The sequence below is a fragment of the Archangium sp. Cb G35 genome, from assembly GCF_001896145.1.
In the GTDB taxonomy this organism is placed as follows: Bacteria; Myxococcota; Myxococcia; order Myxococcales; family Myxococcaceae; genus Archangium; species Archangium violaceum.
Map to the genome: position 1 here is coordinate 79,167 of NZ_MPOI01000004.1, position 26,279 is coordinate 105,445.

Here is a 26,279-nt window from a genome sequence, read left to right on the forward strand (position 1 = left end):
ACGACGCGATAGGTGGTCAGAGCCGCGTTTTGCGCTCTAATGGGGCTCGCCGGACATGTTCCTGGAGTACCCCCACCGTGCCTCTGCCTTCCTCCATTCCCGCCCCCGGACTGGAACATCTGCTCTCGCTGGCCACCCCCGCGGATACCGCTCGCGGCATGTTCTTCAACGGCCTGTTCGATGCGACGCGCGCGCTGGGCGGCGAGGAGGCCCGGGCGAAGTGCCTCGCGGCCGCCGGTGATCGCAAGTTCGTCGACTTCCGCAGCTACCCCGTCGCCGATCTGCTCAAGGCCATCTACACCGCCGCGGACACGCTCGGCCCCAAGCTGGGCGGCAGGGAGGCCGTCCTGCACCGGCTCGGCCGGCGCGCCACCGAGGACTTCCTCCACTCCACCGTGGGCAAGACCATGGTGGCACTCGCCGGCAATGATCCGCACCGGCTCCTCTCCGCCTTCCCCAACGCCTGCCGCGCCGCGCTCAGCTATGGCGAGCGCTCCGTGGAACGGATCGGCGACAAGCAGGTGCGGTTGCTCGCGCGCCGCGACTTCCTGCCCATGAACTACGTCGAGGGCACCCTCACCGCCGTCGTGGAGCGCTCCGCCGTCCCGGGTGTCATGGTGCGCGGCCTCCGCCTCTCCCCGCTCGACGTGGACTACGACATCAGCTGGTCCTGAGCCGCCAGGCGCCTGGGCAGGCGCACGGTGAAGGTGGTGCCGTCGTCCTCCGTGGAGCTCACGTCGATGGTTCCTCCGTGGCCCAGGACGATCTGCCGGGTGATGAAGAGGCCCAGCCCCAGGCTCCCCTGGCGTGCCCCCGCCTCCGGCCCCCGCTGGTAGGGCTCGAAGAGCCCCGGCAGCACCTCGGGGGAGATCGGGTTCCCCTCGTTGTGCACCTCGAGCAGCACGTCCTCGCCCTCGCTCCGGGTGGACACCCGCACGGGCGTGTCCCGGGGGCTGTGCTGGAGCGCGTTGCCCACCAGGTTGGTGACCACCTGGGCCAGCCGATCCCCATCCCAATCGCCCCAGCCGTCTCCGCTCGCCTGGAAGGAGATGCGCCGGCTGGGCCAGGCCAGCCGCACCTCCGTCACCACCCGCCGGACGTGCTCGTGGAGGTTCAGCGGCTCGCGGTGCACGGGGATGCCCCGCATCCGCGCCTGGTTGAAGTCGAGCAGATCCCGGATCATCCGGCTGGCCCGGTCCGCCGAGCTGTGGATGCGCTGGGCCGCCTTCGAGGTGCGCTCGTCCACGTCCTCGCGCTTGAGCAGCGTGGTGGCGGACAGGGCGATGGCGTTGAGCGGCGTGCGCAGATCGTGGCTGACGATGGCCACCAGATCCTCTCGCTCCTGGATGGCCGCCTGGGCCTCCTGGTAGAGCCGCGCGTTGTCGAGCGCCATGGCCGCGCGATCGGCCACGCCGCGGGCCACCTCCATGTCCGTGGAGGTGCACGTGGGGCGGAACCGGTTCCAGGCGAAGGAGATGATGCCGAGCTTCCGATCCCTCGCCACCAGGGGCACGAGGATCACCGACTTGAGCGAGAGCGCCTCCAGCAGGGCCCGGTGCTCCTCGTTGCGGGCCACGGATTCCAGCCACTCGGGGGTGACGTCCGGCTCGGCCAGGGGCACGCCGGTGTTGAGCAGTTGCAGCATGACGCCCCCGTTCCCCAGGTGGGGCGGGTACATCATCGTGTGGTGCAGCAGGGCCTGCCCATCCGCGTCCCGGGCCGTCAGCTCCAACCGGTGCAGCTGCCCGTCCTCGCTCAGCAGATCCACCATGCAGTAGTCCGCCAGGTGTGACACCACCAGCGAGGCGAGGCTCTTGAGGGTGGTGTGCACGTCGAGGGACTGGGAGAGCAGGGTGCCCACCTCGACGAACAGGGCCTGGGCCTCCTCGGCGCGCTTGCGCGCGGTGATGTCGCGCACGATGCAGGTGAAGAAGCGCCCCTGGGGCAGCAGCGTCTCGCTGACGGAGAGCTCCAGCGGGAAGACGATCCCGTCCTTGCGCCGGCCGTGCACCTCGCGCCCGATGCCAATCAGCTTGCGCACCCCCGTGCCGAGATTCCGGCGCTGCTGGGGCTCGGGCACCAGGTGGCGCATGTCCCGGCCGATCAGCTCCTCGGGGGCGTAGCCGAAGATGCGCACCGTGGCGGGGTTGACGCTCTGGATGGCGCCCTGCTCGTCGATGGTGATGATGCCGTCCACCGCCGTTTCCAGGATGGCCTCGAGCCGCCGCGTCGTCGCGCGCAGCACCTCCTCGGCCTGCCGCCGCGAGGAGATGTCGCGGGTGATCATCGCGAAGCCGCGCAGGCCGCCCCGCTCGTCACGCAGGGCGCTGATGAGCACGTCCGCCCAGAACCGGGTGCCATCCTTGCGCACGAGCACGGCTTCCGTGCGGTATTGCCCCTCGGAGGCGGCGATGCGCAGCGACTCCTCGGGCACGCCGGCCATGACGTCCCCGGGCAGGTAGAAGAGGGAGATGGGGTGGCCGAGCACCGCCTCCGCCTTCCAGCCCTTGATGCGCTCGGCGCCCGGATTCCAGCTGGCCACCCGGCCCTCGGGATCCAGCATGAAGATGGCGTAGTCCTCCACGCTCTCCACCAGCAGGCGGAAGCGCTCCTCGGTGGCGCTCTCGGCGCGCTTGCGCTCGGTGATGTCCAGCACCGCGCTGGCCACGAGGAAGACCTCGCCGGCGCCATTGCGCACCGGGGCGTGGTTGATGAGCCAGTGGTGGATCTCCCCTCCCGTCGCGGGAGTGGTGCCCGTCACCTCCTGGCCGAGCACGGCCTGTCCCGTCTCCAGCACCTGGCGGCGCATGGGCGCGAGCTGGGTGGCCAGCCCGGGGACGACCTCCTTCACCCCCTGGCCCAGGATGTTCTCGATGGGGGCGCCGGCGATGTCCGCCAGCATCTGGTTGACGCGCACGTAGCGCAGATCCCGATCCATGAAGGACAACCCCACCGGGGCGGTGGTGAGCAGGGTGTCCAGCAGCGCCAGGGCCTCCTCGGTCTTCTGGCGCTCGCGCACCAGCTCCGTCACCTCCACCGCGTGGACGAAGACGCCCTCCACCCGTCCATCCGCTCCCCGGTTGGGCGCGTAGACGAAGTTGAAGAAGCACTCCACCGGGGGGCCACCGTTGCGGTACACCCAGACCCGCACCTCGTGGCCCACGGCCGGCTCGCCCGTGCGGTAGACGTTGTCGAGCAGCACGCGGAAGCCCTGATCCTCCAGTTCAGGCAGGGCCTCGCGCAGGGGCTTGCCCAAGATGTCCCGCACGCCGATGGCCTGGTGGAGGCGGGGGTTGGCCAGGGTGAGGACGTGCTCGGGTCCTTCCAGCACGAAGATGAGCGCGGGCGCTTCCTGGAAGAGGGCGGCCAGGCGCTCGCGCTGGGCCTCGGACTCCCTCAGCAGCCGGGCGCGCGTGGCCTCCTCCTCCTGGTGAGCGGTGAGCTCGTTCTGGCGTTGCAGCTCGTCGCGCTGGACGGTGTACGCGTCCACCGCCTCGGCGATGCCCGTGACGAGGAAGGAGGCCAGGTGCTGCACCTCGGTGTGGGAGAGGGGCACGCCCTCCTGTCTCGCCTGCTCGAGGATGCAGTCGTGGAGGACACCGTACTCCCGCACCACCGCGGGCAGTTTGAAACCCTGAGTGAGGCGCTGGCCTCCGTGGAGCCGGGCCTCGGCGCTCCGGTCTGGCACCGCGGCGGCCGCGCTGTCCCCGCTGCGGCGCAGCACCGTGGCCAACTCCAGGAGGTAGTCCCCGATGTGGTCCTCGAGGGCGGAGCGGCTCCGGGGCCCGGAGGTCAGATCTGCCTGCAGACGCTCGAGCCACTGGCGGGTGATGGCCTCCCGCCGGGAATCCAACAGGTCCGCCAGGGAGGCAGGTGGGCTCGTGGACCGATGTGTCTCGAGGTTCACTCCGGATTTCCTCCCCCGGGCCTCGGAGAGAAGCCCCGTTCCACTGAGACATCAGCAGAATGGGAAAGTAGTCCCCACCTGGCCGGAACGCGCCTGGGGCTCTACGTACGACCCTGGGGTGGATGCCAGACACACGGGCAGTGCCCAGGGCTCGCATGGCCGCCTGGTGGCCGCTCTCTGGAGCCCGAGGCATCCCCGGGAGCGGCCGGGCGTTACCGGGGATGGATGGTCTGACTCCGAGAGGACACACCCATGAGGATGCGGGACAATCGGTATCCCACCCCCTACACGAACGGGGGAGCCATCAAACCCCGGAAGCTGGGCAACCCGGTCTCGAAGATGACCCTGGTCGCCGGCAAACGCATCGGGGGCGCGTTGCGCTCGGAGTATGCGCGTCAGCAGAAGCGCCGCGATACGCGGCGCTGAGGAACTTCAAGGGCAGGGGAGTGCTCAGTAGCGGCGGTCCTTGCGGTCCTCGCGCTGCTCCTGCCGGTCCTGCCGCACCTCCTGCTTGCCGAGCCGCACCAGCTCCACGATGAGGTCGCGCTTGCGGTTGAGCTGCGACGGGGCGCGGGCCCCCATGAGCGAGTTCAGCTCGCGGGCGATCGTCTTGCGTGCCGCCAGTGAGGCCGCCTCCGCGCGCGCGTCCCGGACATCGTCCCGGTTCTCCGCGCGGCTCTCCCCCCACTCCCGCCGCGTCTCGGCGCGGGCCTGGAGCTTCTCCTTGCTGCCCTCGGCCAGCTCCGCCCTCAGCAGCTCGCGCAGCCGGTTGTCCACCGCGGCCAGCTCGGCGGCGTTGTTCCGTTGTGCCCGCGCCTTGTCGAAGCGCGCCAGCACCCGCTCCAGCTCCGCCACGTCCATCCGGTCATCCCTGCGCTCGGCGGCGTTCTGGCGGTCCTCGCGGCGCTCCTCGTGGCGGTCCGGCGCGCGGATCTCCCGGTGGTCCGGCGTGCGCAGCGGCAACTTCTGGTTCTGGGCCTGCGCGGAACCAGCGAGGAGCAGGGCGGCGACGAGGGCGGAGGAAAAGGGCTTCAGCGTCTTCATGGTGGAGACTCCCGGTGTGGGTTGCTGCCAACACCCATCTGGACGGGAGGGCCGGGTTTTTATTCTGCCCCCCACGATTCACGAGAGGGCCGGGCGGCGTCTTGAGATTCTCTTAAGACACACCTGGTAGGACATTGGCGCCATGGGTGAACGCATCCTGCTCATCGAGGACGATCCGCAGCTCGGCGCGCAGATCGCCGATTTCCTGGGCCGTGCGGGCTTCGAGCCCACCTGGTGGACCGGAGGGCGCCCGCTGCAGCCGGGGGAGTCCTCGGCCTACGGGCTCATCATCCTGGACCTGATGCTGCCCGGCACCTACGGCATGGACATCCTCCGGCAGCTCCGCGAGGGCTCGGACGTGCCGGTACTCATCCTCAGCGCGCGCAACGACACGGCGGACAAGGTGCGCGCGCTCAAGCTGGGCGCCGACGACTACATGACCAAGCCCTTCTGGCCCGAGGAGCTGGTGGAGCGCGTCCGCGCCCGGCTGCGCCGGCCGGTGATGCAGCGGCAGAGCCTCCTGGAAATCGGCGCACTGCAGGTGGATCTCCAGTCACGTGAGGTGCGTGTGGAGGGCAAGCCGGTGGAGCTCACGCGCGTGGAGTTCGATCTGCTGGCCGCGCTGGCGAAGCGGCCCGGTGCGGCGGTGACGCGCCAGTGGCTGGTGGAGAACGTGTTGGATCCGGAGCGGGAGGGCTCCGAGCGGACGCTGGACGTGCACGTGTCGCGGCTGCGCCGCAAGCTGGGCCCCGGCAAGCACGTGGAAACGGTGTGGGGCATCGGCTACCGGCTGGGCGAGGGGGGCGGGACGTGAAGCTGCGGATGCGGCTGGCGCTCACGACGGTGGCGGTGGCCATCCCCGTCGCGCTCTGCATGGCGTGGATCCACCGGGCCGTCGAGGCCCGGGCGCTCGAGACGGCCCTCTCCGAGTACGCCCTCGCGCACATGCTTTCGGGAGGACGCGAGCGTTGCGAGGCCGCTCCCGAGTCCTGGAGCAGCGAGCCCCGGGGGCCACCGCCTCCAGGAGATTGGAAGGAGCCGGGCCCGAGACCTCCTCCGGAGTGGCGGCCCGGAGGCCCTCCGCCGCTTCCTCCCGGAGGTGGAGGTCCAGGCGGCCCAGGCGGGCCCCGTCCGCCCCGAGGCACCCGGCTGTTCGCCTATGACTCGGAGCTCTCGGCCCGCAACCCCGCCGCGCCCCGCCTGGACGCGTCGCTCGTGGAGGCCATGCGGCGGGGGCAGGATGTGGCCAGCCTGTCCTCGGGTTCCGGCATGCAGGAGCCGCGGCGGATCCTCGTCCGGATGCCCTGGGGCACGGGGCCGTGTGCCTTCGTGCTCGTCCACTGGCCGGAACGGCCCGGCCCGAGGGAGAAGTTCCCGTCCATCCCCCTCGAGTTCTGGCTGTTCCCCTCGGTGCTCGCGCTGGCGGGAGTGCTCTTCGCACTGGGGCCGGTGGTGGGCCGCTTGCGCCAGCTCACCCGCGAGGTGCGGACCTTCGTGGGCAGTGCCTACCAGGGCTCCATCACCCTGCGCGGCAACGATGAGATCTCCGAGCTGGCGCGGGCCTTCGACGAGGCGGGACACGAGGTGCGCGCGCAGATGGAGCTCAAGGAGAAGCGGGAGCAGACCCTGCGCTCCTTCCTGGAGAACACCACGCATGACGTGATGATCCCCCTGACGGTGCTCCAGGGGCACCTGGCCGAGCTGCAGCAGCGCGCGGCACGGGGCGAGACGGTGGAGGCCTCGGTGGTCGCGGCGGCGAGCCAGGAGGCCCACTACATGGCGGCGCTCATCCACAACCTGGGTGCCGCGGCGCGGCTGGAGGCGGGCGAGCCCTCCGTGCAGCGGGCTCCGGTGGACCTCAATGCGCTGGTGGAGCGGTGCATCGGCCGCCATCGTCCCATCGCGCGGGGCCAGGGCGTGCAGCTGGACTACGCCGTCCCGGAGGCGCCGGTGCGGGTCATCGGGGACGACACGCTCATCGAGCAGGCGGTGAGCAACGTCATCTACAACGCCGTGCGCTACAACACGCGTGGAGGCCATGTCGCCGTGGTGCTGGAGCGCCTGCCGTCGAACACGTTCCGCCTGCGGGTGTTGGACGACGGGCCCGGCATTCCCGAGAACGAGCTCCCCCACGTGGTGGAGCGGCGCGTCCGGGGCGATGCGGCACGCACGCGTGGGCCCGGGGGGCACGGCCTGGGCCTGAACATCGCCTGGCGGGTGTCGGTGCTCCACGACTGGCGCCTGCAACTGGGGCCCTCGGAATACGGAGGGCTCCAGGTGGACTTCCTGGGCGAGCTGCCTCCCCCGTCCTGAGCCTCTCTCCGTTCAGGCTCCCGGAGGCGGGGGAGGCGTGCCGCCATCCCAACCCGGAGGAGGACGCACGCCGCCATCGCCGGGAGGAGGACCGCCGGGGCCGCCCGGGCCGCCGCTGCCGCCCGGAATCTGGCACGTCGGGTTGGAGAGCGAGGAGCGGATGACGAGCGTCTTCCAGGCCAGCAGCGCGCCATCCGGCATCCGCTGGGTCTGGAACGAGTATTGGGCGGCGCTCTCCGCGGAGATGACGGTGTCGTTCGTGTTCGTCGTGTCGCGCGGCCCGCGATCCTTGTAGAGCGGCTGGGTGCCGATGATGTCGTCGTTCAGCGCGTCGTCGAAGACGAGCTGGGACGTCACGTACTCGTTGCCGTTGACGCGGACCGTGAAGTGGATGTGGATGGTCCGGCTGCTGTACCAGCCCGGGAAGCAGGTATCGAAGTCCACGCGGCCGTTGGCATCCGCCGTCTGCACCCCGCGGAACCACCGCGCGGAGGTGGCGCTCGGGTCGTCCGCGGTGCAGAACGTGCTGGCGTCCTCACCCGAGTAGAGCCCCTCCGGCGCGGCATGCCAGATGTCGACGCTGGCGCCCGGGATGGGATTGCAGGACTCATCCACCACGAGGAACGCGAGGCGCACGGGCAGTCCAGCGTGGTTCTCGCTGATGTCCTTGCGATCGATCGTCTCCGCGTAGCAGGGGCCGAGGGTGGCCTCGCAGGTGAGGGCGCACACCGTGCCGATGCCCGAGGCGAAGGGGTTGGGGTAGGAGCTGGCGGCGGTCATCGCGGCCGTGCCTCCGGTGGCCCAGACACCGGGATCGGTGGTCCCCGCGTCCGTGCCGGTTCCACCATCCGTATCGGTCCCGTTGCCCGTGTTCCCGCCGGTGCCCGGACCGCAGGCCAGCAGATGACCCAGGGGCGCGGCCACCAGGGCCAGGCCCATGCCACCGAGCACCTTCCGGCGCGTCAGGATCATGGGTGAGTCGTCTCTCTTGATGTCGTTGCTCATCCTGTTCCTCCTGGAGCGGCGGCGATGGCCGCTCCCTGTTCTCCCCTCGAGGACAGTCTTCGCGCGAAGGTCTTAAGAAAGCCTTACGCGGCCGGGGGTCGCGTTCCGTAGAGAGCGCTCAGGTCGTTCGCGAGTGCGCCGAGCCGGGCGCGCAGCTCCGGTGGCTCGAGGACCTCGGCTCCACGGCCGAGATGGACGAGCTGCGAGAGGGCGATCGAGAGACGTTCGAAGTCGATGTTCACGGTGCCCGCGTGGATGCGCTCGCGCTCCGAGCCCGGACGCATCGCCGCGAGCGCCTCGGCTCCCTCGGCGGTGAGCCGCAGGGTCACTTCGTAGCGGGCCCGCTGGGTCGCGAACCGCTTGCACCAGTCCTTCCAGAAGGCCCGGAGCTCGAACTCCGTGGGCCGCGCGAACGTGTCGGTGAGCATGCGTGCCGCCTCCACCCGCGCGCCCCGGAAGACCTTCGTCACGCCCTTGTCTTCGGCGACGAGGTACCAGTGGTCACCCTTGATGACCAGGCCATAGGGGTCGACCACGCGGTTGCTCCGCGCGCCCTCGAAGTCGCGGTAGGCCAGCCGGACCTTCCGGTCCTGGAAGACCGCCTCGCGAAGCACGGCCAGGTGGGGCACCGGATCCTTCTCGCCGAACCAGGAGGAGCCATCGATGTGGAGCCGTTGCCGGGCGTGCTCGGCGGCCGTCCGCTGCACGCTGGGGAGCGCCGCGGCGAGCTTCACGAGCGCCGTCCGCAGCGGGCCCGCCAACCCGAGGTCATCCAGGGCATCGATGGGATGCGCGCTCGCGAGCGCCTGGATCTCCGGCTCGGTGAGGCCGGTGAGGTGGGTGCGCCAGCCCGGCAGCAGCCCGATTCCCCCGGCCGAGCCGGGTTGGGCGTACACGGGAACTCCCGCGGACGAGAGTGCATCCAGGTCCCGGTAGATGGTGCGTGGAGACACCTCGAGCCGCCTGGAGAGCTCCTCGGCCGTGTGCCGCCGTTCGTCCTGGAGCAGGAGCATCAGACTCACCAACCGGTCCGCGCGCATGGAAAACAGCGTAGCGCCCATTCCTGACAGGAGGTGTCAACAATCGCCGTTTAGGGTCGCCGCCCTCATCTTGAAGACGTGGACGCCGGAGGAGACGCCATGAAGAAGACGCTGGAGGGAAGAATCTGCCTGGTCGCTGGAGCCACCCGGGGGGCGGGGCGCGCGATCGCCTGCACGCTGGGCGAGGCCGGAGCGACCGTCTACTGCACGGGCCGCAGCACGCGCGCGCAGACGGAGCGGGGGAAGGGTCCGGGCCCGCTGATCGAGCTCGATAGACGTCCCGAGACGATCGAGGAAACGGCCGAACTGGTCACCGCACGGGGAGGCAAGGGGATCGCCGTACGCGCCGACCACACGGTGGAGTCCGAGGTCGAGGCCCTTTGCGCGCGCATCCGGGCCGAGCAGGGCCGGCTGGACGTGCTCGTGAACGACATCTGGGGCGGGGACGAGTTGACCGAGTTCGGCTCACCCTTCTGGAAGCTCTCGCTGGAGAAGGGGCGCGTGCTGCTCGAGCGGGCCATCTGGACCCACATCGTGACGAGCCGCCATGCCGTGCCCCTCATGCTCGAGGGGCAGCGCGGGCTGATCATCGAGGTGACCGATGGCGATCACTTCGGCTATCGCGGCAACCTCTTCTACGACCTGGCCAAGATGTCGGTCATCCGCCTCGCCTTCGCGATGGCCACCGAGTTCCGGAAGAAGCCCGGCATGACGGCCCTCGCCGTGACGCCGGGATTCCTCCGCTCGGAGGCGATGCTCGCGCACTTCGGCGTCACCGAGGCGACGTGGCGGGATGGCGCGGCGAAGGATCCCCACTTCATCGCCTCGGAGACGCCGTACTACGTGGCGCGCGGGGTCGCGGCGCTCGCGGCGGATCCGGACGTCCGGCGCAAGGCGGGCCGTGTCTTCAGCTCCTGGGATCTCGCGAAGGAGTACGGCTTCACCGATGTGGACGGGCGGAAGCCGGACTGGGCGGCCTACTTCCGCGAGGCGTTCGGGCACGTCTACAACGTGGCGGATGAGCGCGCGTACGCCTCGTGGTTCAACGGGCCCATCGATCTCGCGTTCCCGGACTTCATCAAGGACTGAGGCGGGGAGCGCTCAGCCCCGCATCCAGCGGCCGTGGTAGAAGCGCGTGTAGAACCTGGCCCCGGTGCTGTCCTTGACGTCGAACTGCCCGTCCCCGTTGCCCGCGGCATCACCCGGATCGTTCGCCCGGCAGGAGACGCACCGCAGCTTGTTGGGCCACACCGTGCTGCCGCCGTAGGGCTGGCCGTTGTAGGTGAGCGACTCGCCGTAGGCGATCCGGGAGTGCACGTGCTCGTCCCACGGGCCTCCCGTCTTGCCGGCGTAGCCGATGATCGTGTTCATGCCCACGCTCGTGCCCCAGGTGATGCCGGGCGCGATGCTCGTCAGGTGCGCCATGATGGCCCGGTAGCCGCCGTTGCGGACCACCACGTAGTTGCCCAGCGTGTAGTAGCCCTCGCTGTCCGCGTGGTCCCAGCCCGCCCACTCCACCGTGCCCGTGGTGGCCGGATAGACGTTGGCGTTCCGATGCGCCGGCCAGTCGTTGGCGTAGTACTGGTTGAGCAGCCCCGTGTTGCACTTGCGGATGTGGTAGTTCTGGCCCCACCAGCTGCCGTAGTTGCCGCTCATGGCGCTCCAGCCCGGATCCCCGGGACGGAGGTTGTAGTAGGTGCCGGAGTAGACCGTCGTGTAGCCGCTGTAGAACTTGTTCGTGTAGTCCCAGACCGTCTGCCAGAACAGGCCGGCCGGCTGGCCGATCTCGCACGCCACCTGCTGCGCGGACACGTCCGCCTCCCGCACGCCCTGCGTGGGCTCGCCGCCCTCCAGCGCGGTCATCAGGACGCGCTCCGCGTGGGCCCGCTGATTGAGCGCCAGCTGCTCCGCGGGAGGCACCGCGTACGTCGCCTGCTCCACGGGCACCAGGTTCAGCGACTGCACCGGGCGCGTGGGCTGCTCGAAGCGCAGGCTGGCCAGGACGCCTCGGGCGCGCGAGTCCAGTCCCGGCTCCATCGTCCACAGGCCGATCCGGTACACCCGGTCACCGTCCGCCACGTACACCAGCGAGTACGGATCCGTGCCCGGCAGACCGCTCACCACGGTGCCCCGCAGGCCCCGGCCCACCACCACCTCCGAGCGGGTGGGGGAGAACTCCTGGTACTTGCGCATCAGGTCCTGCACCAGGCCTTCGATCTGATCCGGCTTGACCTGGTACGCCAGCGCGACGCGAGCCACCGGCGAGCGCTCATGTCCGCCGCTCCTGGGGCCACCGGGCTCGAACAGCGCGAAGCCGTAGGTGTTGAACAGCACCGGATCCGGCTGCACGCGCCAGTCGTCCGGCACCTCGAGGGAGACACCCGCGGCCTCGTCGCGGACCGTCTGCGTCGTCACTCCGATGGTTTCGGAGCTCACTCCGTCCGTCCGCGGGGCCTCCGTGGGGGGTTCACACGCCACCAGCACCGCGGCACAAGACAAAAGGGTACCCAGGCGTTTCATCGCCAGCCTCGTCTCGGGGAAGGGGGAACGAGGCGGCACCCTATCGTGTCCGGATGTTCTTGTTAAGCTGGATTATCAGAAAAAGAGAGAATCAGGATTCCCACTGACACCGCCTCCGCGGCGGCGAGCGAGGCCTCCGGCGCATGCCAGCCGATGTCGTACTGGCCCAGGGCCACGTTCAGACAGCCGCTCATCGCGATGTCCCGCCCAGCAGCGCGGCGCGCAGCAGCTCCGCGCCCTCGAGCACCATCTTCGTGTCGCAGCTGAAGGCGAAGCGGATGGCGTTCTCACACGAGTGGCCGAAGGCATCGCCCGGCGCGCTGCCGATGCCCTGTGCCGCCAGCCGGGCGGACAGCGCATCCGCGTTGGCCACATCCAGCCGCGAGTACAGGGACGGCTCCAGCTCCGCCCACACGTAGAACGCTCCGCGCGGAGTGAACGGACGCACGCCCGGGATTCCCTCCAGCGCCTTCACCAGCACGTCGCGGCGCTGGCGGTACTCGGCGCGCATCGCCTGCAGGGGCTCCTGTGGCCCCGTCACCGCCGCCAGCGCGCCCCACTGGGCCAGGCTGTTCACGCCGTTGATGGTGCAGCGCAGCAGCTTCTGCACGCGTCTTTGCAGCAGCGGCCACGGCGTATGCAGATAGCCCGTGCGCAGTCCGCTCATCGCGTGGCTCTTGGAGAAGGAGTAGACGCTGATGACGCGCTCGGCCCAATCTCCGGCCAGCGACGCGACGGAGTGGTGCACGTGCGGCTCGTAGATGACGTCCTCGTACGCCTCGTCCGAGACGATCCACAGGTCATGCTTGCGCGCCAGGGCGACGATGGCCTCCAGTGTCTCGCGGGGCATGACGGCGCCGGTCGGATTGTGGGGCGTGTTGAGGAAGATGGCCCGCGTGCGCGGGGTGATGGCCGCCTGGATGGCGTCGGGGCGGTAGGCGTAGCCCTCCTTGGCGCGCACGGGCACGCCCACCGGCTTGCCGCCGGCGAGCTTCACGTTCTCCGCCACCTCGGTCCACATGGGATCCGGCAGGATGACCTCGTCCCCGGGCGCGAGCAGCGCGCCGAAGGTCACGTACAGCGCGTGCATGGCGCCATTGGTGAGGAACACCTGCTCGGCCGTGGCACCCTTGATGCCGTTCTTCTGGCGGAGCTTGTCGGCCAGTGCCGCGCGCAGCTCCGGGATGCCGTCGTTCGGCACGTAGTGCGTCTTGCCCGCCCGCATCGCCGCGGCAATGGCCTCCGCCACGTGCGGGGCGATGGAGAAGCTGGGGTCGCCAGACTCGAAGCGGATGACCCGCTTGCCGGTTGCCTGGGCGCGGAGCAGCCCCTCGCGGATCTGCACGATCTTACCGAAGGAGATGGCGTCCAGGGTGTGGGCGGGAAGCTTCTCGGTCACGGCCGTTGACATCGTCTTGTGCTCCTCGAACTGCGGGTGGCAGGGGGAAACAGGTGGGGGGAAATAAAAAAGCCCACCAGCGGGGGGCTGGCGGGCTCGAAGGAACAACCTCCAAAGCAAACCTAACCAGAGCCCCTTTCGTAGAGCCGGCTGCGCTTGGCTTTGAGGAGGGTGTCCAGGGTGGTGAGCATGGAAGGGTGGTGCTTGAAAACTGAATCCAACGTCATAATGCGGTGCATCACGGCCGCCGTCAACCCATCAATACATTCCTACGAATTTGTAGGAATTCACCGGTGGGCCGACAAAAACGTAGGAAGAAGCGCCCGGTTCCCTCTGGCCAAGAGCGGGGAGGGCGCGGCGGACGTCCTCCCGGGCGCTCGGAAGGAGTCCTACGAATTTGTCGTTTCCCGGGGGGCGTCCGACAAATTTGTAGGGCTGGGACAGGCGAAAATTTTCGCCAGGCAGGCGTCTCCTTCCCATGATTCCGAGGGGATACGCCGGCCCCGGGTCTGGCCTTCCGGTTGCACTGGCTTCGAGGTGCGCGGGCCCACGGGGCCCATACCGTGCGAGGTGAGGATGCCGGGCGGAATCGTCGGAGCGGATGTGGCGTGGGTGCTGGTAGCGAGCGCCCTGGTGATGTTGATGGTGCCAGGGTTGGCGCTCTTCTACGGAGGCATGGTGCAGGGCAAGAACGTGCTCTCCACCCTCATGCACAGCTTTGGCGCTCTGGCGGTGGTGACGGTGGTCTGGGCGCTGTGGGGCTACTCGCTTGCCTTTGGAGAGAGCCACGGAGGGCTCATCGGCGGGACCACCCACCTGTTCATGAAAGGGGTGGGGCAGGAGGCCAAAGGCACGCTGCCCCATATCCTCTTCTTCCTCTTCCAGGGCACCTTCGCCGCCATCACCCCCGCGCTCATCAGCGGGGCGTACGCCGAGCGGCTCAAGTTCTCCGCCTTCCTCCTCTTCACCGTGCTGTGGGCCACGTTCGTGTACGCGCCCGTGGCGCACTGGGTGTGGGCACCGGACGGCTGGCTGCTGAAGCTGGGCGCGCTCGACTTCGCCGGTGGGGCCGTGGTGCACCTCACCAGTGGTGTCTCGGCGCTCGTGGTGGCGCTCGTGGTGGGACGCCGCCGGGGCGCGCGTCAGCCCCCGCATAACCTCACCTTCACCCTGCTGGGCGCGGGGCTCCTCTGGTTCGGCTGGTTCGGCTTCAACGCGGGCAGTGCGCTCGCCGCCAACGAGCTGGCCGCCGTCGCCGCGGCCAATACCCACCTGGCGGCCGCGGGCGGCGCCGTGGCGTGGGGTCTCGTGGATCTGCTGCGTCTGAAGAAGGTGACCGCCCTGGGCGCCGCCAGCGGGCTCGTGGCCGGACTGGTGGGCATCACCCCGGCGGCCGGTTTCGTCTCTCCCATGGGCGCGCTGGCCATCGGTCTCCTGGCCGGCGGGGTCTGCTACGGCGGCGTCCTCCTCAAGGAGCACCTCCGCTACGACGACGCCCTGGATGTGGTCGGTGTGCACGGCGTTGGCGGAGCGCTCGGCGCTCTGCTCACCGGGGTGTTCGCCACGGTGGCCGTCAACCCGGCCGGTGCCGATGGAGTGATCGCGGGCGGCAACTGGGCCCTGCTGGGCAAGCAGGCGCTCAGCATCCTGGCGGTGGCCGCCTTCTCCGCGCTCCTCACCTTCATTCTCCTCAAGGTGGTGCAGGCCGTGGTCGGTCTGCGCGTGGACGCCGAGGCCGAGTACGAGGGACTGGATCCCCACGTCCACGGCGAGCGCGCCTACCACACCGGCATCTCCCTGGGCGGCCATGGCATGACGCCACGCGATGCCTCGGCTCCGAAGGCCCGCGAGCCGGAGAAGGCGCCACTGGGCGCCGACCCCGTGATGGAGGGTTGATCACCCGTCCTTGTTCAGCAGCTTCTGCCTGCGCAGCCTGGCGCCCGCCACCAGCAGCGTCTGGTAGAGCGTCGGCAGCGCGCGCTGTACCAGGTCGATCACCACCGCGTCGGTGCCGATGAGCTGGCGCCGGCGGTTCTTGAGGATGGCCTGGAGGATGTTCTCGGCCGCCACCTCCGGCGAGGTGGCGAAAGCCTTCTCGAAGTCGCTGTTGGCCTGCTCGTCTACCCAGCCCTTCCTCGCGGTGAGGCGGGCGCTGCGGGCGATGTTGGTCTTGATGCCACCGGGGTGCACGCTCGTCACGCCGATGGGGAGCCCTTCGACCTCCAGCTCCTGGCTCAGCGCCTCGGTGAAGCCCTTCACCGCGAACTTCGCGGCGTTGTAGGCGCCCTGCGTGGGCACGCCGATGAGCCCGAAGACGCTGGAGATGTTGACGATGTGCCCATCCCCGGCGGCCTTGAGGTGCGGCAGGAAGGCCTTGGTGCCGTGCACCACGCCCCAGAAGTTGATGTTCATGAGCCACTCGAAGTCCTCGTAGCGCATGTCCTCGATGGTGGCGCCCAGGGCCACCCCGGCGTTGTTGATGATGATGTGGACGCCGCCGAGCTCGCGCGCGGCCTGCGCCGCCCAGGCCTCGACCTCCGCGCGTTGAGCCACGTCCACCCGGGAGGAGATCACCTTGACGCCCGGCTGGCGGCACAGGGCCGCCGTCTCGGCCAGCCCCTGCTCGTTCACATCCGAGATGGCGACATGGCAGCCCTTTCGAGCGAGCAGCTTCGCCGTGGCCCGGCCGATTCCCGAGCCCGCACCCGTGATTGCCGCGACCTTGCCCTGCACTGTCTTCATTTCTGACTCCCGGTGGGGTGGGGCGACTGTGGTACGGTCCGGTACCAGATGCAAGAGCCCCCCGACACTGGCGGCCCCCGCCCTGGAAGTGATGGCACTCCGAGCCGTGTCCGGCTGCTCCAGGGGCTGGCGGCCGCCATCACCGAGAAGGGCTACGCCGCCACCACCATCGCGGACATCGTCCGGCACGCTCGGGTGTCCAAGCGCACCTTCTACGAGCACTTCGAGGACAAGGACGCGTGTTTCCTCGCCTCGTACGTGGCCGCCAGCGAGGAGACGCTGCGCGCGATCGACACCGCCGCCGCGGCCCCGGGCCTCGGGTGGAAGGAGCGGCTCCACGCCGCGACGCGCGCGTACCTGGACGCGCTCGAGGCGAGGCCCGAGGTGACGCGGACGTATCTGTTGGAGATCCACGCCGCCGGCCCGCGCGCGCTGCAACTGCGGCGAGAGGTGCACCAGCGCTTCGCGGATCAGCTGCGAGGCCTGGTGCGGATGGCGCGAGAGGAGAACCCGGAGCTGCGCGCGCTCTCACCCGCGATGGCGACGGCGCTCGTCGGAGGTATCAACGAGCTGGTGCTCGTCGCGGCCGAGAAGGGACGCGCGGGCCAGCTTCGCGAACTGGCGGACACGGCGGTGGAACTGATGCGCGCGGTGCTCGTGGCGCCGGAGACGTAGGCGGCAGGGCCTATTGCTGCACGGGGGCGTGCTCCGCGTTGTCGACAATGGAGCGGGCCCCGGCGGCGTGGGCGCAATGGGCGCAGCAGTAGAAGGTGCCGTTGGCCTCGATGCCGTGGCCCAGCACCTTGCAATCGCAGTGGTCGCAGACGGGCGCCAGCTTGTGGATGGCGCACTCGAAGCTGTCGAAGGTGTGGGTGACGCCCGCGGTGATGACCTGGAAGGCCAGGTAGTAATCGTTGCCACAAACCTCGCACTTGGCCATGGAAGCCTCCTGCGAGGAGAGTGGGTCCTCTCACGTCACGAGGCGAGCCACCTGCCTCCGGACCTCCAGCGGCTCGTCTGTCCGCCTGCTCACGCTGTCAGCTGAACTCCATGCCCAGCGCCTCGCTCGCGAAGCGGGACATGCGCTCGATGAGCTGCTTGTTCTCATCCAGCACACTGCGGCCGGCCCTGTTCATCTCCGCCTCCAGCCGCTCGTTGCAACGGAGATCCAGGCAGAGATTCACGCCCACGCGGCGCTTGGAATCGACGTCCGTGGTGAGCAGGCCCACCTGGTCCGACGAGCCCGAGGCCCGGCACCAATCGCACACCCGGAGCGCCAGGGCCTTGTCGCCCTGCTGATCCCGGCGGAAGGCGATCCCCGTGGGCCGCTTGCCACCCGGCGCGGTGAACACCAGGAACACGCGAACCCCATACGGATCCACCCACGCCAGATAGTCACGGACGAAGAGGGGCAGTTGGGTGCCCTTGGGCAACTCGACGTGCTTGCGATCCCGTGAGCGGAACGCGCTCAGCAGCTCTTTCTCTGTCTCGATTCGGAACATGTTGGCCTCCCATCCCCGTGACGAGGGATGTTGCCGATCACTGACTACGCTTCTCCGGTTTCGTGACCGAAGATCTCCCCCGGATTCGGCGCCGCTGCCCCTTCGGCGGGCTTCTTGGCGAGCGACCGCATCCATCGGCCCGAGAAGTAATACGCCATGCTGACGATGAGCGACACGACGAAGCTCAGGGAGATGGCGTACCACACGCCCGTCACGCTCCCCATGCGCCGCGAGAGCCACCAGGCCACGGGGACCCGCACCACCCAGAGGCTGATCAGCGTGAACACCGTGGTCGTCAGGGTGTGGCCCGCCCCGTTGATGATGCCGTTGCTGACGAAGATGAGGGCGAAGAGGACGTAGGCACTTCCCACGATGTGCAGGTAGGAGACGCCGGGCGCGATGACGGCGGGATCCGAGATGAAGATGCGCAGGAGCGCCTCCGGGAACGCCACGGCCAGGGCCGAGATGATCAGCGTGATTCCTCCGCTGAACAGGCAACCCCAGGTGAAGACCTCTCGCACGCGGTGGTGGTGGCCCGCCCCGAGGTTCTGCGCGGTGATCGTCGAGATGGCCATGCCGAAGGTCATGGCCGGCATGAAGGCGAGTTGATCGATGCGGGAGGCCGCGCCGAAGGCGGCCGTCGCGATCTCCCCGAACCCGTTGACGAGGCCCGTCACCAGCACCATGCCGATGGAGACGAGCGACTGCTGGATGGCCGAGGGCACCCCGATGCGCAGCGTCTGCCGGGTGACGGGCCCCAGGTGGCTCAGTCGAGGCCACGAGGGAGCGATGGGGAGCTTCCTCCAACGGAGCCAGCTGATCAGGGCGGCGAGTGCCACTGCCTGGGAGATCAACGTGGCCCAGGCGGTTCCATTCAGTCCGAGCTTCGGCAACCCCGCCCAGCCGAAGATGAGGACGGGGTCCAGGGCCGTGGTGAAGAGCACCGAGGCGAACTGGAAATAGAGCGGCGTCTTGGAGTCGCCCACGCCCTGGAGCATGCTCCGGATCAGGAAGAGACCGAAGCTGAAGGGCAGCGAGAGCAGGAAGATGCGCAGGTAGCTGACGGACTCGTCGAAGACCTCCGGCGGCGTGTCCATGGCGCGGAGGATGGCGGGCGCGAAGAGCTCGCCCAGGATGGTGAGCACGACTCCCAGCGCGTACGTCAGCACGGTGGAGCTGTCGACGACCTTGCGCAGCTCCTCCATGTTCCGGGCGCCGTAGTTGCGCGACACGAGGATGTTCGTGGCCAGGGTGAGCCCCATGCCGATGGCGAAGAGCACGAAGATGACGGGGAAACTCACCGTCACGGCCGCGAGCGCCTGGTGGCCCAGGAACTTTCCGACCCAGATGGCGTTGATGAAGCTGTAGGCCGTCTGCAGGAAGCTCCCGATCAGCATCGGGATGGAGAAGGCGACCATGTGCCTGGGGATGCTGCCGGTCGTGAGGTCGCGCCCAAAACCGGGTTTCATCGCTTCACCTTGTACCGCACCCAAAGCATGTCGCCCTTGCGCTTCTCCATGGAGACCAGCTTGAGCTGACGAGCGGGGCCCCGGCCCTCCTTCGCATCGAAGAGCGAAGGGGTCCCGATGCTCCCGTCCGCGACGGGGGCCAGCAACAGACTCAGCTCGTCGATCAGATCCGCGGCCAGGAACGAGCCGTTGATCTTTCCGCCTCCCTCGAGGAGCAGCTTCTTGATGCCGAACTCCTTCCGGAGCTTCTGGAGCACCCGCTCGAGGTTCAGCTCCGTCTTGCCGCCGAACACATAGGAGACGCCCTTGGACTGGAGGAAGGCCAGGTAATCGTCCGAGACCTTCTCCGTCAGCACGGTGATCACATGCTCCTCGTCGATGGAGCTCGACTTCCAGGTGAGCTTGCCGGACGGGTCCAGGGCGATCGCGTAGGACTCCGCGTCGCGCTTCGCGATGAAATCCGTGCGCGGAATCGGCTCCCGCGTCTTGCGCACCGGGACCCGGGCCTTCCCCGCGTAGGGCTCCATCGACACCCGGCCGATGATCCACGCATCCGCTCCGAAGGTCTCCGCCGTGCTCTCGTATTCGGCCAGGCCACTCGGGGGAAGCTTCCAGCCCTTGACCACGATCCGGCCATCGACCGAGGGAACCATGTGGCAGATGATGTACGGCCGTGTTGCCTTGTCCATCTGTGTCCTCCGTGGAGCGCACCTTGACCCAACGCCGCGGCCCGGGCAATGAAGGTTCGATGAAGCGTGGAGTGACGCTCATCGAGATGCTCGTCGTTGGACTGCTTCTCTTCCTCCTGCTCGGCGCCGCCGCGGTGCTCACTCAGCGTTTCGTGGCTCCTTCGTACCGGCCGCTCGTGTGGAGCCTCGGGCTGCTGCTGCTGGGGGCCTACCTGGGTGTCTTCGCCGTGGGGCTCCGGCAACTCAACAGGACGGCTTCGGCCTGGGCCGAGTCCATGCGGAGAGTGCGTGACTTCGAGCGGGTCTGTGCCGGCTTCGCACTCGCGCTGCCCGAGGAGGGGGAGTGGTGCTCGAAGCGGGGACTGCTCGGCGATGAAGCCGCCCTGACCCCCGAGGCTCGCGAGCGCCTCGTGCACGCGGCGGAACGCTTCGAGCGCGTTCTGGCGGAGCACCCGGCGTTCAAGGGCGTGGCCTCCGCACCCGGCGAGATCATCATGCGCAGGCGAGGGGACCACTGGCGGCTTCTCTGGCGCGGCGAAGAAGGGGAGGAGCGGATCCACTCCGAGGGTCCGCTCTCCGAAACGACGCCAGGCTCAGCGTGAAGTGTCGGGCTTCGTGACCTCCTTCACCACCTCGATGAACGCGCGCAGGCCCGCCGGCATGTGACGATGGCTGGGGTAGAAGACGCACAGCCCCGGCCACGCTGGCAGCCAGTCCTCCAACACGCTCACGAGCTTTCCGGACGCCAGATACGGCTGAACGTCCCACTCGCTCAGATACGCGAGCCCCACGCCTTTCAGCGCGGACTCGAGGACCAGTGAAAGCGTATCGAGCGTGAGCGGTCCGTCGACCTCGATCTCGAGCTCCTCGCCCCGGCGTTCGAACTCCCATGCGTAGAGACCACCATTCTTCTTCCGCAGCCGGATGCAGCGGTGCTCGCGCAGATCGGCCGGCACCTTCGGACGCCGGTTCGTCTTGAAGTACCGGGGGGAGCCGACGACCGCGGAGCGTTGTCTCGGACCGCAGGGCACGGCCACCATGTCCTGGGGTACCGACTCGAGCAGCCGGATGCCCGCGTCGTAGCCCTCCTTCACGATGTCGACGAAGCGTGACTCGACGAGGAGCTCGACCTTCATGTCGGGATGGCGCTTCATGAACTCGAGCACGATGGGCGTGAGCACCTGCCTCGCGCCGGACTCCGAGGCGGTGATGCGCAACGTGCCCGTGGGCGTGTCACGGAACTCGTTGACGGACTCCATCGCCGCCGAGAGCTCGGAGAGCGCGGGCCGCACGCGGGAGAGAAAACGCTCGCCTGCCTCCGTGAGTGAGACGCTTCGGGTCGTGCGTTGGAAGAGCCGGACGCCGAGCCGCTTCTCCAGTGCCGCGACCAGATGGCTCAAGGCGGAGGGCGAGAGGCCGAGCTCCGCGGCGGCGGCGCGGAAGCTGCGGTGCGACGCGACGGCCGAGACCGCCTGGAGCTCGAAGAGACCGGGCCGTTTCATTGTGCTGTTTCCCGCATCAGTCCATCCGATTTCATGGTGATTGTTGCATGGATCGTACGGCGTTACTCCTGCGCCTGGACAGGAGGAAACACCATGAAGAAGACGGTTCTCATCACCGGCGCGTCGTCCGGATTCGGCCAGGCCACCGCGGAGTTGTTCGCCGCACGCGGCTGGAACGTCATCGCCACCATGCGCACGCCACGGGACATCGCGGGCACGTTCGTCACCCGGCTCGACGTCGAGAAGCCCGAGACGATCCGCGCCGCCATCGACGCGGGCCTCCAGCGGTTCGGGCGCATCGACGCCGTGGTGAACAACGCGGGTTACGGTCTCTTCGGCGTGTTCGAGCTGACTCCGGACGAGAAGGTCCGCGAGCAGTTCGAGGTGAACGTGTTCGGCGTGATGAATGTCGTGCGCGCCGTGTTGCCGCACTTCCGGGAGATCAAGGGAGGCTGCATCGTCAACGTGAGTTCCGGTGCCGGCGTGTTCGGGTTGCCCATGATCTCCCTCTACAACGCGAGCAAGTTCGCCCTCGAGGGCTTCTCCGAGTCGCTCTCGTACGAGCTCGGCGCGCTCGGCATCCGCGTGAAGATCGTCGAGCCCGGTGGTGTCACCAGTACGAAGTTCGGCGAGCGCTCGGCGAAGGAGGCGAACCTGCCGCCGAACGGCATCCGTGACTACGACACCTTCGTCTCGGCGGCGAACCAGGTGTTCGATGCGATGCGCACGTCACGAAACGCCGCCAGGGACTCGACATCGGAGCACGTCGCCGAGGTCATCTTCGAGGCCACGAACGATTCGTCGGATCGTCTGCGCTACGTCGCGACGAGCGATATCCTTCCACTCGTCGAGGCGCGCCGGCAGACGTCCGAGAGCGAGTACATGGCCTTCATGCGCTCGAGCTTCGGGCCGAAGTTGCCGCCGGCCGGCTGACCCTCACCCTGGCCCTCTCCCAGAGGGAGAGGGGACGTCGGACTACTCTCCGCCCGCTCCCGTGAGACCTGGCGCGTCCGGAGTGGGCGCGTCCGCGGGGGGAGGGGACTTGCTGGGATCGAAGCGGGCCTCGCACTCGCGGATGCGCTCGTCCGTCAGCGGCGTCTTCCGGGTGCCCGTCCGCATCTGCCGGCGCTTGATCTGCACGTTGGGCTCGAAGCACTCGAGGTAGCCGGCGGGAGGCGTCCGGTCGTGGGCCATGATGCGCTCCTTCAGCTTCTGCTCCTTCACCGGCGTGCGTGCCACCACCCGATCGTTGAGGCCGTGGTAGTCGATGACGATAACGTCCGGCAGCACCCAGCCCGGGACGCCCACCGACCGGGTCACCAACATGGGCCGCTCCGGCAGCTCGAGCTTCTGGCCCTCCTCGCGCGTGGGGTACTCCTGGCTCCAGTGCTCGAAGAAGACCTTGTGCTCCTGGTGCCGCATCCCCACGAAGTGGGAGATGAGCCAGTCCTGCTGGGCGTCGAACAACGCCACCAGCGGACGCACCGGTGCCGGGAAGGCCTCGGCGATGGGTTGGCGGAGGCGGTACGTCTGCTTGCGCGTGGTGAGCTCTCGCGTCTTCGCGTAGTGCACCCATTGCACCGGCAGGCTCAGCAGCAGGAACGTCCCCATCAGCGCGAGCGCGCCGGTGCGCCCCACGCGCAGCCACCCGAGGAAGGCGGCGAAGGCCACCATCAGCGGCAGCACCAGGTGCGCGTAGACGCGGTACTCGAAGTGATCTCCGCCGATGTTCAGCGTGTAGTAGGCGAAGTGGGCGAGGAGCACCCCCACCACCGCCACATGCCCCGGCTGCCGCCACAACCGCTCCGCCACCTCGCGCCACCCCATGCCCCTCAGCAGACGGACGGCGGCGACGAGCCCCACCCCCAGCCACACCCACAGCCCGTACTCGATGAGGAAGCACAGCGCGTAGCGCAGGCCGCTCTCCGGCCAGGCCTGCACGTGCTTGGCGTAGTACGTGTTGGGGAGCCACTCCCCGTAATACAGCCGCCGCCAGACGATGTGCAGGGGCACGGCCAGCAGCGGCAGGGCCGTGAGGACCCACCTTCCACGCGGTGGCGCCTGCACGAGCTTCATCAGGACGAGCACCCCACTGGCGGCCACCAGCAGCATCCCATCCGGCCGGGTGAGCGCCGAGAGCGCCGCGGCCGTGCACGCCACCGCGACCGCCCTGGGGCTGTGCTCCCGGTCCTGCTCCACCATGGCCACACACCACAGCGTGGTGCAGAAGATGAAGAGCGCCGTCTCCAGCCCGGAGCTCATCCACGCGAGGAAGGTGCGATTGGAGAGGACTCCGGCCAGCACCGCCACGGCGAGCGCGAAGCGGTAGCGGGCCAGCTCCGGCGGCAGCGCCATGCGCCACACCCAGAAGAAGCCGAGCGCCAGCGTGCCGTAGCTGAAGAGGAGCGACACCCCGTTGGCTGCGTCCGGTGGCTCCACGCCGAACACCCGCCACACGCCCTCCAGCAACACCATCCACAGGAAGTTGGAGTAGCCCTCCACCGGCTGGAAGGGCGGCGGATTCCACGTGTGTCCGTGCCCGCGGAGGCTGTTGCTGATGTAGCGGAAGGTGATGAACGCGTCGTCGGTGAGGAACCAGAACTCGCGCCAGCCCACATAGGCCGCCACGGCGAGCAGGAGCAGGACTCCCCAGTGCAGGGGACCGGTTGCTCGCGAGGTGGGGTGCATGGATGGAGAGGAGGCCATCGGGAGCCGGCGACCTTATCACCCCCGGCTCCAGGCCAATGGGCTTCGTCGGCCAGCGAGTAGCCGGGCTCGCGCGTCCATGCGCCTTGCTTCCGCCCGCACGGCCGCTCTTTGCTAGGCTCGCTCGCGATGAGACTCCTGGCCCCCCTGCTCCTCGTCTCCCTGCTGCTGTCGTTGGATGCCCATGCCTACGTGGACCCCGGCACCGGCAGCGTGCTGCTGCAAATCCTGCTCGGCGGCTTCGCGGGCCTGGCCCTCTTCGGCAAGCTCTTCTGGCGCCGCGTCACCGAGCTGTTCGGCCGCAAGCCCCTGCCTCCTCCGGCCGCCGCTCCGGTGCCCACGGACTCGAGGAACGTGAAGAACGACCGGTGAGGAGGGGCGGTTCCCCTACCGCAGGTGCGCGAGCTCGAAGCCCCGCTCTCGCAGGTGCGAGAGGAACCGCTGCCGGAGGTCTTCGGCCTTGGGGAGTGACTCCTCCGCGCACGGCGCCGTGTGCCCGGACACCCGGCCCGTTTGCAGCTCCCCGGTCTTGAGCTGAAGGGTCCACCACCGGTCGCAGACGATCGCGGAGACGGTGGTCATGCCATAGAGCGGTGGCCCCGCGTTGCGCAGCTGGGAGATGTATTCCCAGTCCGCGTTGGCGAGTCTCGCGTTGACCTCGCCCGTGCCGAGGATGGGCTCGGTGGGGGAGCGCCGCGCCGAGAGCAGTGAGCGGCCCTCCATCCACCCCGGGATGGGCAGCCCCACGGTTTCGAGCACCGTGGGCGCCACGTCCAGGAGCTGGGCGTTCTCCTTCACCACCCCGTGGTGCCGTCCGCCGGGGAAGTGGATCATCAACGGCACTCGATCGAGCGTGTTCCACTCGTGGTTGTGGTCCGAGCTGAGGACCACCATCGTGTTCTCCAGCAGTCCGCGCTCCTCGAGCCGGGTGATGAAGCGCTCGAGGAGGCGATCCGCGTCGAGGATGGCGTCATCCAGCTGGTTCTCCCGCGAACGGGTGGTGCGCGCGAAGACCGGGTTGGGGCTCGGCGGGTAGCTACAGCAGTGCGTGCCCATCAGGTGGATGTGCATGAAGAAGGGCCGCTGGGCCTTCCCGGCCGCGGAGAGCGCTCCCTGGATGCGATCCTCGTCCGTGTCCCAGCCGGCGATGCGCGTGGGCAACTGCACGAGCTTGAAGTGATTCACCATCGGCTGGATTCCGAGCACGTAGAGCACGCGCTCGGTGAGGCGCTCCGCGATGCGCTCGGCCACGTAGCGCTCCTGCATGAGGGTCCGCCAGGGCCCCGTGGGCACCTCCACGGAAACGTGCCGGCCGTTGGCGTGCTCGAAGCCTCCCAGCATGTTCAGGTCGGGCCCATCCGCGTAGTAGCGGACGGTGAACTGGTGCGTCTCGTAGCCGGCGCGCCGCAGCAGTCCGGGCAGGTGCAGGAACGACGCCTCGCCGGAGAGGATGTGCGGCGGGAAGATGACCTTCGTGCTCGTGGGGAAGCGCGAGGTGAGCATCGACGTGGTCGAGCCCGTGGTCCGCCCGGCGTTGGGGAAGGCGTTCTCGAAGAAGAGGGTGCGCTCCTTGAAGCGCTCCAGGAAGGGCGTGTTCGGGCGCTCGTAGCCGTAGGCGGACATCCGCCGCGCCTCCAGCCCGTCCGTGGCGACGAAGATGACGTTGGGGGAGCCGGCAGCGGCCCTGGCGATGGGGGCTTCCTGGGGCTCCGTCCCGCTCCCACCCGCGAGCCGGAGGGCCAGCACACCGAGCGAAAGGGTGATGAGCCCGCCGGCCACCGCGAGCCGCCAGCGCCACCCACCCGAGGCCAGCACCTCCTGGCGCGCGAGGGCGACCTTCCTCACCAGGACGGCGAAGAGCACGGCCAGCAGCAGCACGTACAGGAACAGCAGGGACTTCGGGACACTCACCACGCCAAGGCCGAAGAGGGTGTAGGTGAAGTTGTCGATGAGCAGGAAGGACAGGCCCGTCAGCACCAGGGCCGGGACGGCGGAGGCGACGGCCAACGTGCGCGCCCTGGAGCCCTCGGGAAGGCGCGCGAGCAGGGCTTCGGCTCCGAGCAGTGGCAGGAGCGCGGCGAGCGCTGGGAGCACCAGCACCAGGGGAATGCACGCGAGGGCACTGGCCCACACCGTGTATGGCAACGAGACCATGAAGCCCTGCTGGGTGACGAGGAAGAGCCACTCCAGCAGGACGAACCCGTAACAGGCCGAGACGACCTGCCACACCGCGACAGCCGCACCGCGCACCATCTCCTCCTCTTCATTCAGCCGGGGATCGCGGCGCGAGCCTAGCAAAGTCGCACGCCCGCTTCTCCACCAGATGGGGGGCCGGGGCTCGTTGGCCGGCCTCGCCAGCAGGCGGGCCTTCCCGCCACCCAGAACGAAGCCCCCGGGAGGCATGCCTCCCAGGGGCTCGTTCACCTCATGCTGGCTTCAGC

24 protein-coding genes are annotated in these 26,279 nt (G+C 68.9%); 10 read left to right on the forward strand and 14 right to left on the reverse strand.

Annotated features, from left to right (window positions below; all coding sequences use genetic code 11):
• Positions 1-77: 77 nt before the first annotated feature.
• A complete protein-coding gene (locus tag BO221_RS13685) occupies positions 78-674 on the forward strand; it encodes a DUF2378 family protein (protein WP_073560904.1) in 597 nt (198 codons plus the stop codon).
• Here the strand turns inward: BO221_RS13685 and BO221_RS13690 are convergent.
• A complete protein-coding gene (locus BO221_RS13690) occupies positions 653-3,907 on the reverse strand; it encodes a PAS domain S-box protein (protein WP_073560905.1) in 3,255 nt (1,084 codons plus the stop codon). The two genes, BO221_RS13685 and BO221_RS13690, sit on opposite strands and share 22 nt — an antisense overlap.
• Positions 3,908-4,159: 252 nt before the next feature.
• Here BO221_RS13690 and BO221_RS54840 point away from each other — a divergent pair, with 252 nt between their 5' ends.
• On the forward strand, positions 4,160-4,333 hold the full coding sequence (locus tag BO221_RS54840) for a hypothetical protein (RefSeq protein WP_158079838.1): 174 nt from the start codon (positions 4,160-4,162) through the stop codon (positions 4,331-4,333).
• Positions 4,334-4,357: 24 nt separating this feature from the next.
• On the opposite strand, the gene BO221_RS13695 is transcribed toward BO221_RS54840, so the two are convergent.
• Positions 4,358-4,951 (reverse strand): hypothetical protein, encoded by a 594-nt coding sequence (locus BO221_RS13695; protein ID WP_073560906.1) that lies wholly within the window; start codon positions 4,949-4,951, stop codon positions 4,358-4,360.
• Between the two features lie 142 nt (positions 4,952-5,093).
• On the opposite strand from BO221_RS13695, the gene BO221_RS13700 reads away from it, so the two are divergent.
• The gene (locus BO221_RS13700) at positions 5,094-5,765 is read left to right on the forward strand and encodes a response regulator transcription factor (protein WP_073560907.1); all 672 of its coding nucleotides are present in this window, start codon (positions 5,094-5,096) and stop codon (positions 5,763-5,765) included.
• Positions 5,762-7,264 (forward strand): cell wall metabolism sensor histidine kinase WalK, encoded by a 1,503-nt coding sequence (locus tag BO221_RS13705; protein WP_073560908.1) that lies wholly within the window; start codon positions 5,762-5,764, stop codon positions 7,262-7,264. The genes BO221_RS13700 and BO221_RS13705 overlap by 4 nt, the downstream gene beginning before the upstream one ends.
• 12 nt (positions 7,265-7,276) lie before the next feature.
• Here BO221_RS13705 and BO221_RS13710 read toward each other — a convergent pair whose 3' ends face one another.
• Positions 7,277-8,269 carry a protocatechuate 3,4-dioxygenase gene (locus BO221_RS13710; protein WP_073560909.1) on the reverse strand — a complete coding sequence of 331 codons (993 nt, stop codon included), beginning with the start codon at positions 8,267-8,269 and terminating at the stop codon, positions 7,277-7,279.
• Between the two features lie 83 nt (positions 8,270-8,352).
• Entirely contained in the window at positions 8,353-9,282 is a 930-nt protein-coding gene (locus BO221_RS13715) for a YafY family protein (protein WP_304528706.1), read from the reverse strand.
• Between the two features lie 126 nt (positions 9,283-9,408).
• Between BO221_RS13715 and BO221_RS13720 the strand changes: the two genes are divergently transcribed.
• Positions 9,409-10,398, forward strand: coding sequence for an SDR family oxidoreductase (locus BO221_RS13720; protein ID WP_073560911.1), 990 nt, complete (start codon positions 9,409-9,411; stop codon positions 10,396-10,398).
• 12 nt (positions 10,399-10,410) lie between these two features.
• Here BO221_RS13720 and BO221_RS13725 read toward each other — a convergent pair whose 3' ends face one another.
• Entirely contained in the window at positions 10,411-11,745 is a 1,335-nt protein-coding gene (locus BO221_RS13725; protein ID WP_143195434.1) for a M23 family metallopeptidase, read from the reverse strand.
• 274 nt (positions 11,746-12,019) lie between these two features.
• Positions 12,020-13,240 carry a pyridoxal phosphate-dependent aminotransferase gene (locus tag BO221_RS13730; RefSeq protein WP_073560913.1) on the reverse strand — a complete coding sequence of 407 codons (1,221 nt, stop codon included), beginning with the start codon at positions 13,238-13,240 and terminating at the stop codon, positions 12,020-12,022.
• A 564-nt stretch (positions 13,241-13,804) separates the two neighbouring features.
• Between BO221_RS13730 and BO221_RS13735 the strand changes: the two genes are divergently transcribed.
• Complete coding sequence (locus BO221_RS13735) at positions 13,805-15,124, forward strand: ammonium transporter (RefSeq protein ID WP_073560914.1); 1,320 nt, start codon at positions 13,805-13,807, stop codon at positions 15,122-15,124.
• Here the strand turns inward: BO221_RS13735 and BO221_RS13740 are convergent, their stop codons facing one another.
• On the reverse strand, positions 15,125-15,970 hold the full coding sequence (locus BO221_RS13740) for an SDR family oxidoreductase (protein WP_073560915.1): 846 nt from the start codon (positions 15,968-15,970) through the stop codon (positions 15,125-15,127).
• 48 nt (positions 15,971-16,018) lie between these two features.
• Here BO221_RS13740 and BO221_RS13745 point away from each other — a divergent pair, with 48 nt between their 5' ends.
• Positions 16,019-16,645, forward strand: coding sequence for a TetR/AcrR family transcriptional regulator (locus BO221_RS13745; RefSeq protein WP_073560916.1), 627 nt, complete (start codon positions 16,019-16,021; stop codon positions 16,643-16,645).
• A gap of 10 nt (positions 16,646-16,655) precedes the next feature.
• Here the strand turns inward: BO221_RS13745 and BO221_RS13750 are convergent, their stop codons facing one another.
• The 4 genes from BO221_RS13750 to BO221_RS13765 form a co-directional block, all read right to left on the reverse strand.
• A complete protein-coding gene (locus tag BO221_RS13750; protein WP_073560917.1) occupies positions 16,656-16,910 on the reverse strand; it encodes a hypothetical protein in 255 nt (84 codons plus the stop codon).
• Between the two features lie 97 nt (positions 16,911-17,007).
• On the reverse strand, positions 17,008-17,472 hold the full coding sequence (locus BO221_RS13755; protein ID WP_073560918.1) for an FBP domain-containing protein: 465 nt from the start codon (positions 17,470-17,472) through the stop codon (positions 17,008-17,010).
• Positions 17,473-17,516: 44 nt separating this feature from the next.
• A complete protein-coding gene (locus BO221_RS13760; RefSeq protein ID WP_073560919.1) occupies positions 17,517-18,941 on the reverse strand; it encodes an MATE family efflux transporter in 1,425 nt (474 codons plus the stop codon).
• A complete protein-coding gene (locus tag BO221_RS13765) occupies positions 18,938-19,630 on the reverse strand; it encodes a RibD family protein (RefSeq protein WP_073560920.1) in 693 nt (230 codons plus the stop codon). Before BO221_RS13765 ends, BO221_RS13760 begins: the two co-directional genes overlap by 4 nt.
• 59 nt (positions 19,631-19,689) lie before the next feature.
• Between BO221_RS13765 and BO221_RS13770 the strand changes: the two genes are divergently transcribed.
• Positions 19,690-20,232, forward strand: coding sequence for a hypothetical protein (locus BO221_RS13770; protein WP_073560921.1), 543 nt, complete (start codon positions 19,690-19,692; stop codon positions 20,230-20,232).
• On the opposite strand, the gene BO221_RS13775 is transcribed toward BO221_RS13770, so the two are convergent.
• Positions 20,224-21,132, reverse strand: coding sequence for a LysR substrate-binding domain-containing protein (locus BO221_RS13775; RefSeq protein WP_073560922.1), 909 nt, complete (start codon positions 21,130-21,132; stop codon positions 20,224-20,226). The genes BO221_RS13770 and BO221_RS13775 overlap by 9 nt on opposite strands.
• 93 nt (positions 21,133-21,225) lie before the next feature.
• Between BO221_RS13775 and BO221_RS13780 the strand changes: the two genes are divergently transcribed.
• Positions 21,226-22,065: an SDR family oxidoreductase gene (locus tag BO221_RS13780; RefSeq protein WP_073560923.1), complete on the forward strand. Its 840-nt coding sequence runs from the start codon at positions 21,226-21,228 to the stop codon at positions 22,063-22,065.
• A gap of 42 nt (positions 22,066-22,107) precedes the next feature.
• On the opposite strand, the gene BO221_RS13785 is transcribed toward BO221_RS13780, so the two are convergent.
• Positions 22,108-23,838: a hypothetical protein gene (locus tag BO221_RS13785; protein WP_073560924.1), complete on the reverse strand. Its 1,731-nt coding sequence runs from the start codon at positions 23,836-23,838 to the stop codon at positions 22,108-22,110.
• A gap of 129 nt (positions 23,839-23,967) precedes the next feature.
• On the opposite strand from BO221_RS13785, the gene BO221_RS13790 reads away from it, so the two are divergent.
• The gene (locus tag BO221_RS13790) at positions 23,968-24,210 is read left to right on the forward strand and encodes a hypothetical protein (protein ID WP_073560925.1); all 243 of its coding nucleotides are present in this window, start codon (positions 23,968-23,970) and stop codon (positions 24,208-24,210) included.
• Between the two features lie 15 nt (positions 24,211-24,225).
• On the opposite strand, the gene BO221_RS13795 is transcribed toward BO221_RS13790, so the two are convergent.
• Positions 24,226-26,262 (reverse strand): sulfatase-like hydrolase/transferase, encoded by a 2,037-nt coding sequence (locus tag BO221_RS13795; RefSeq protein ID WP_083681023.1) that lies wholly within the window; start codon positions 26,260-26,262, stop codon positions 24,226-24,228.
• Positions 26,263-26,279 lie beyond the last annotated feature (17 nt).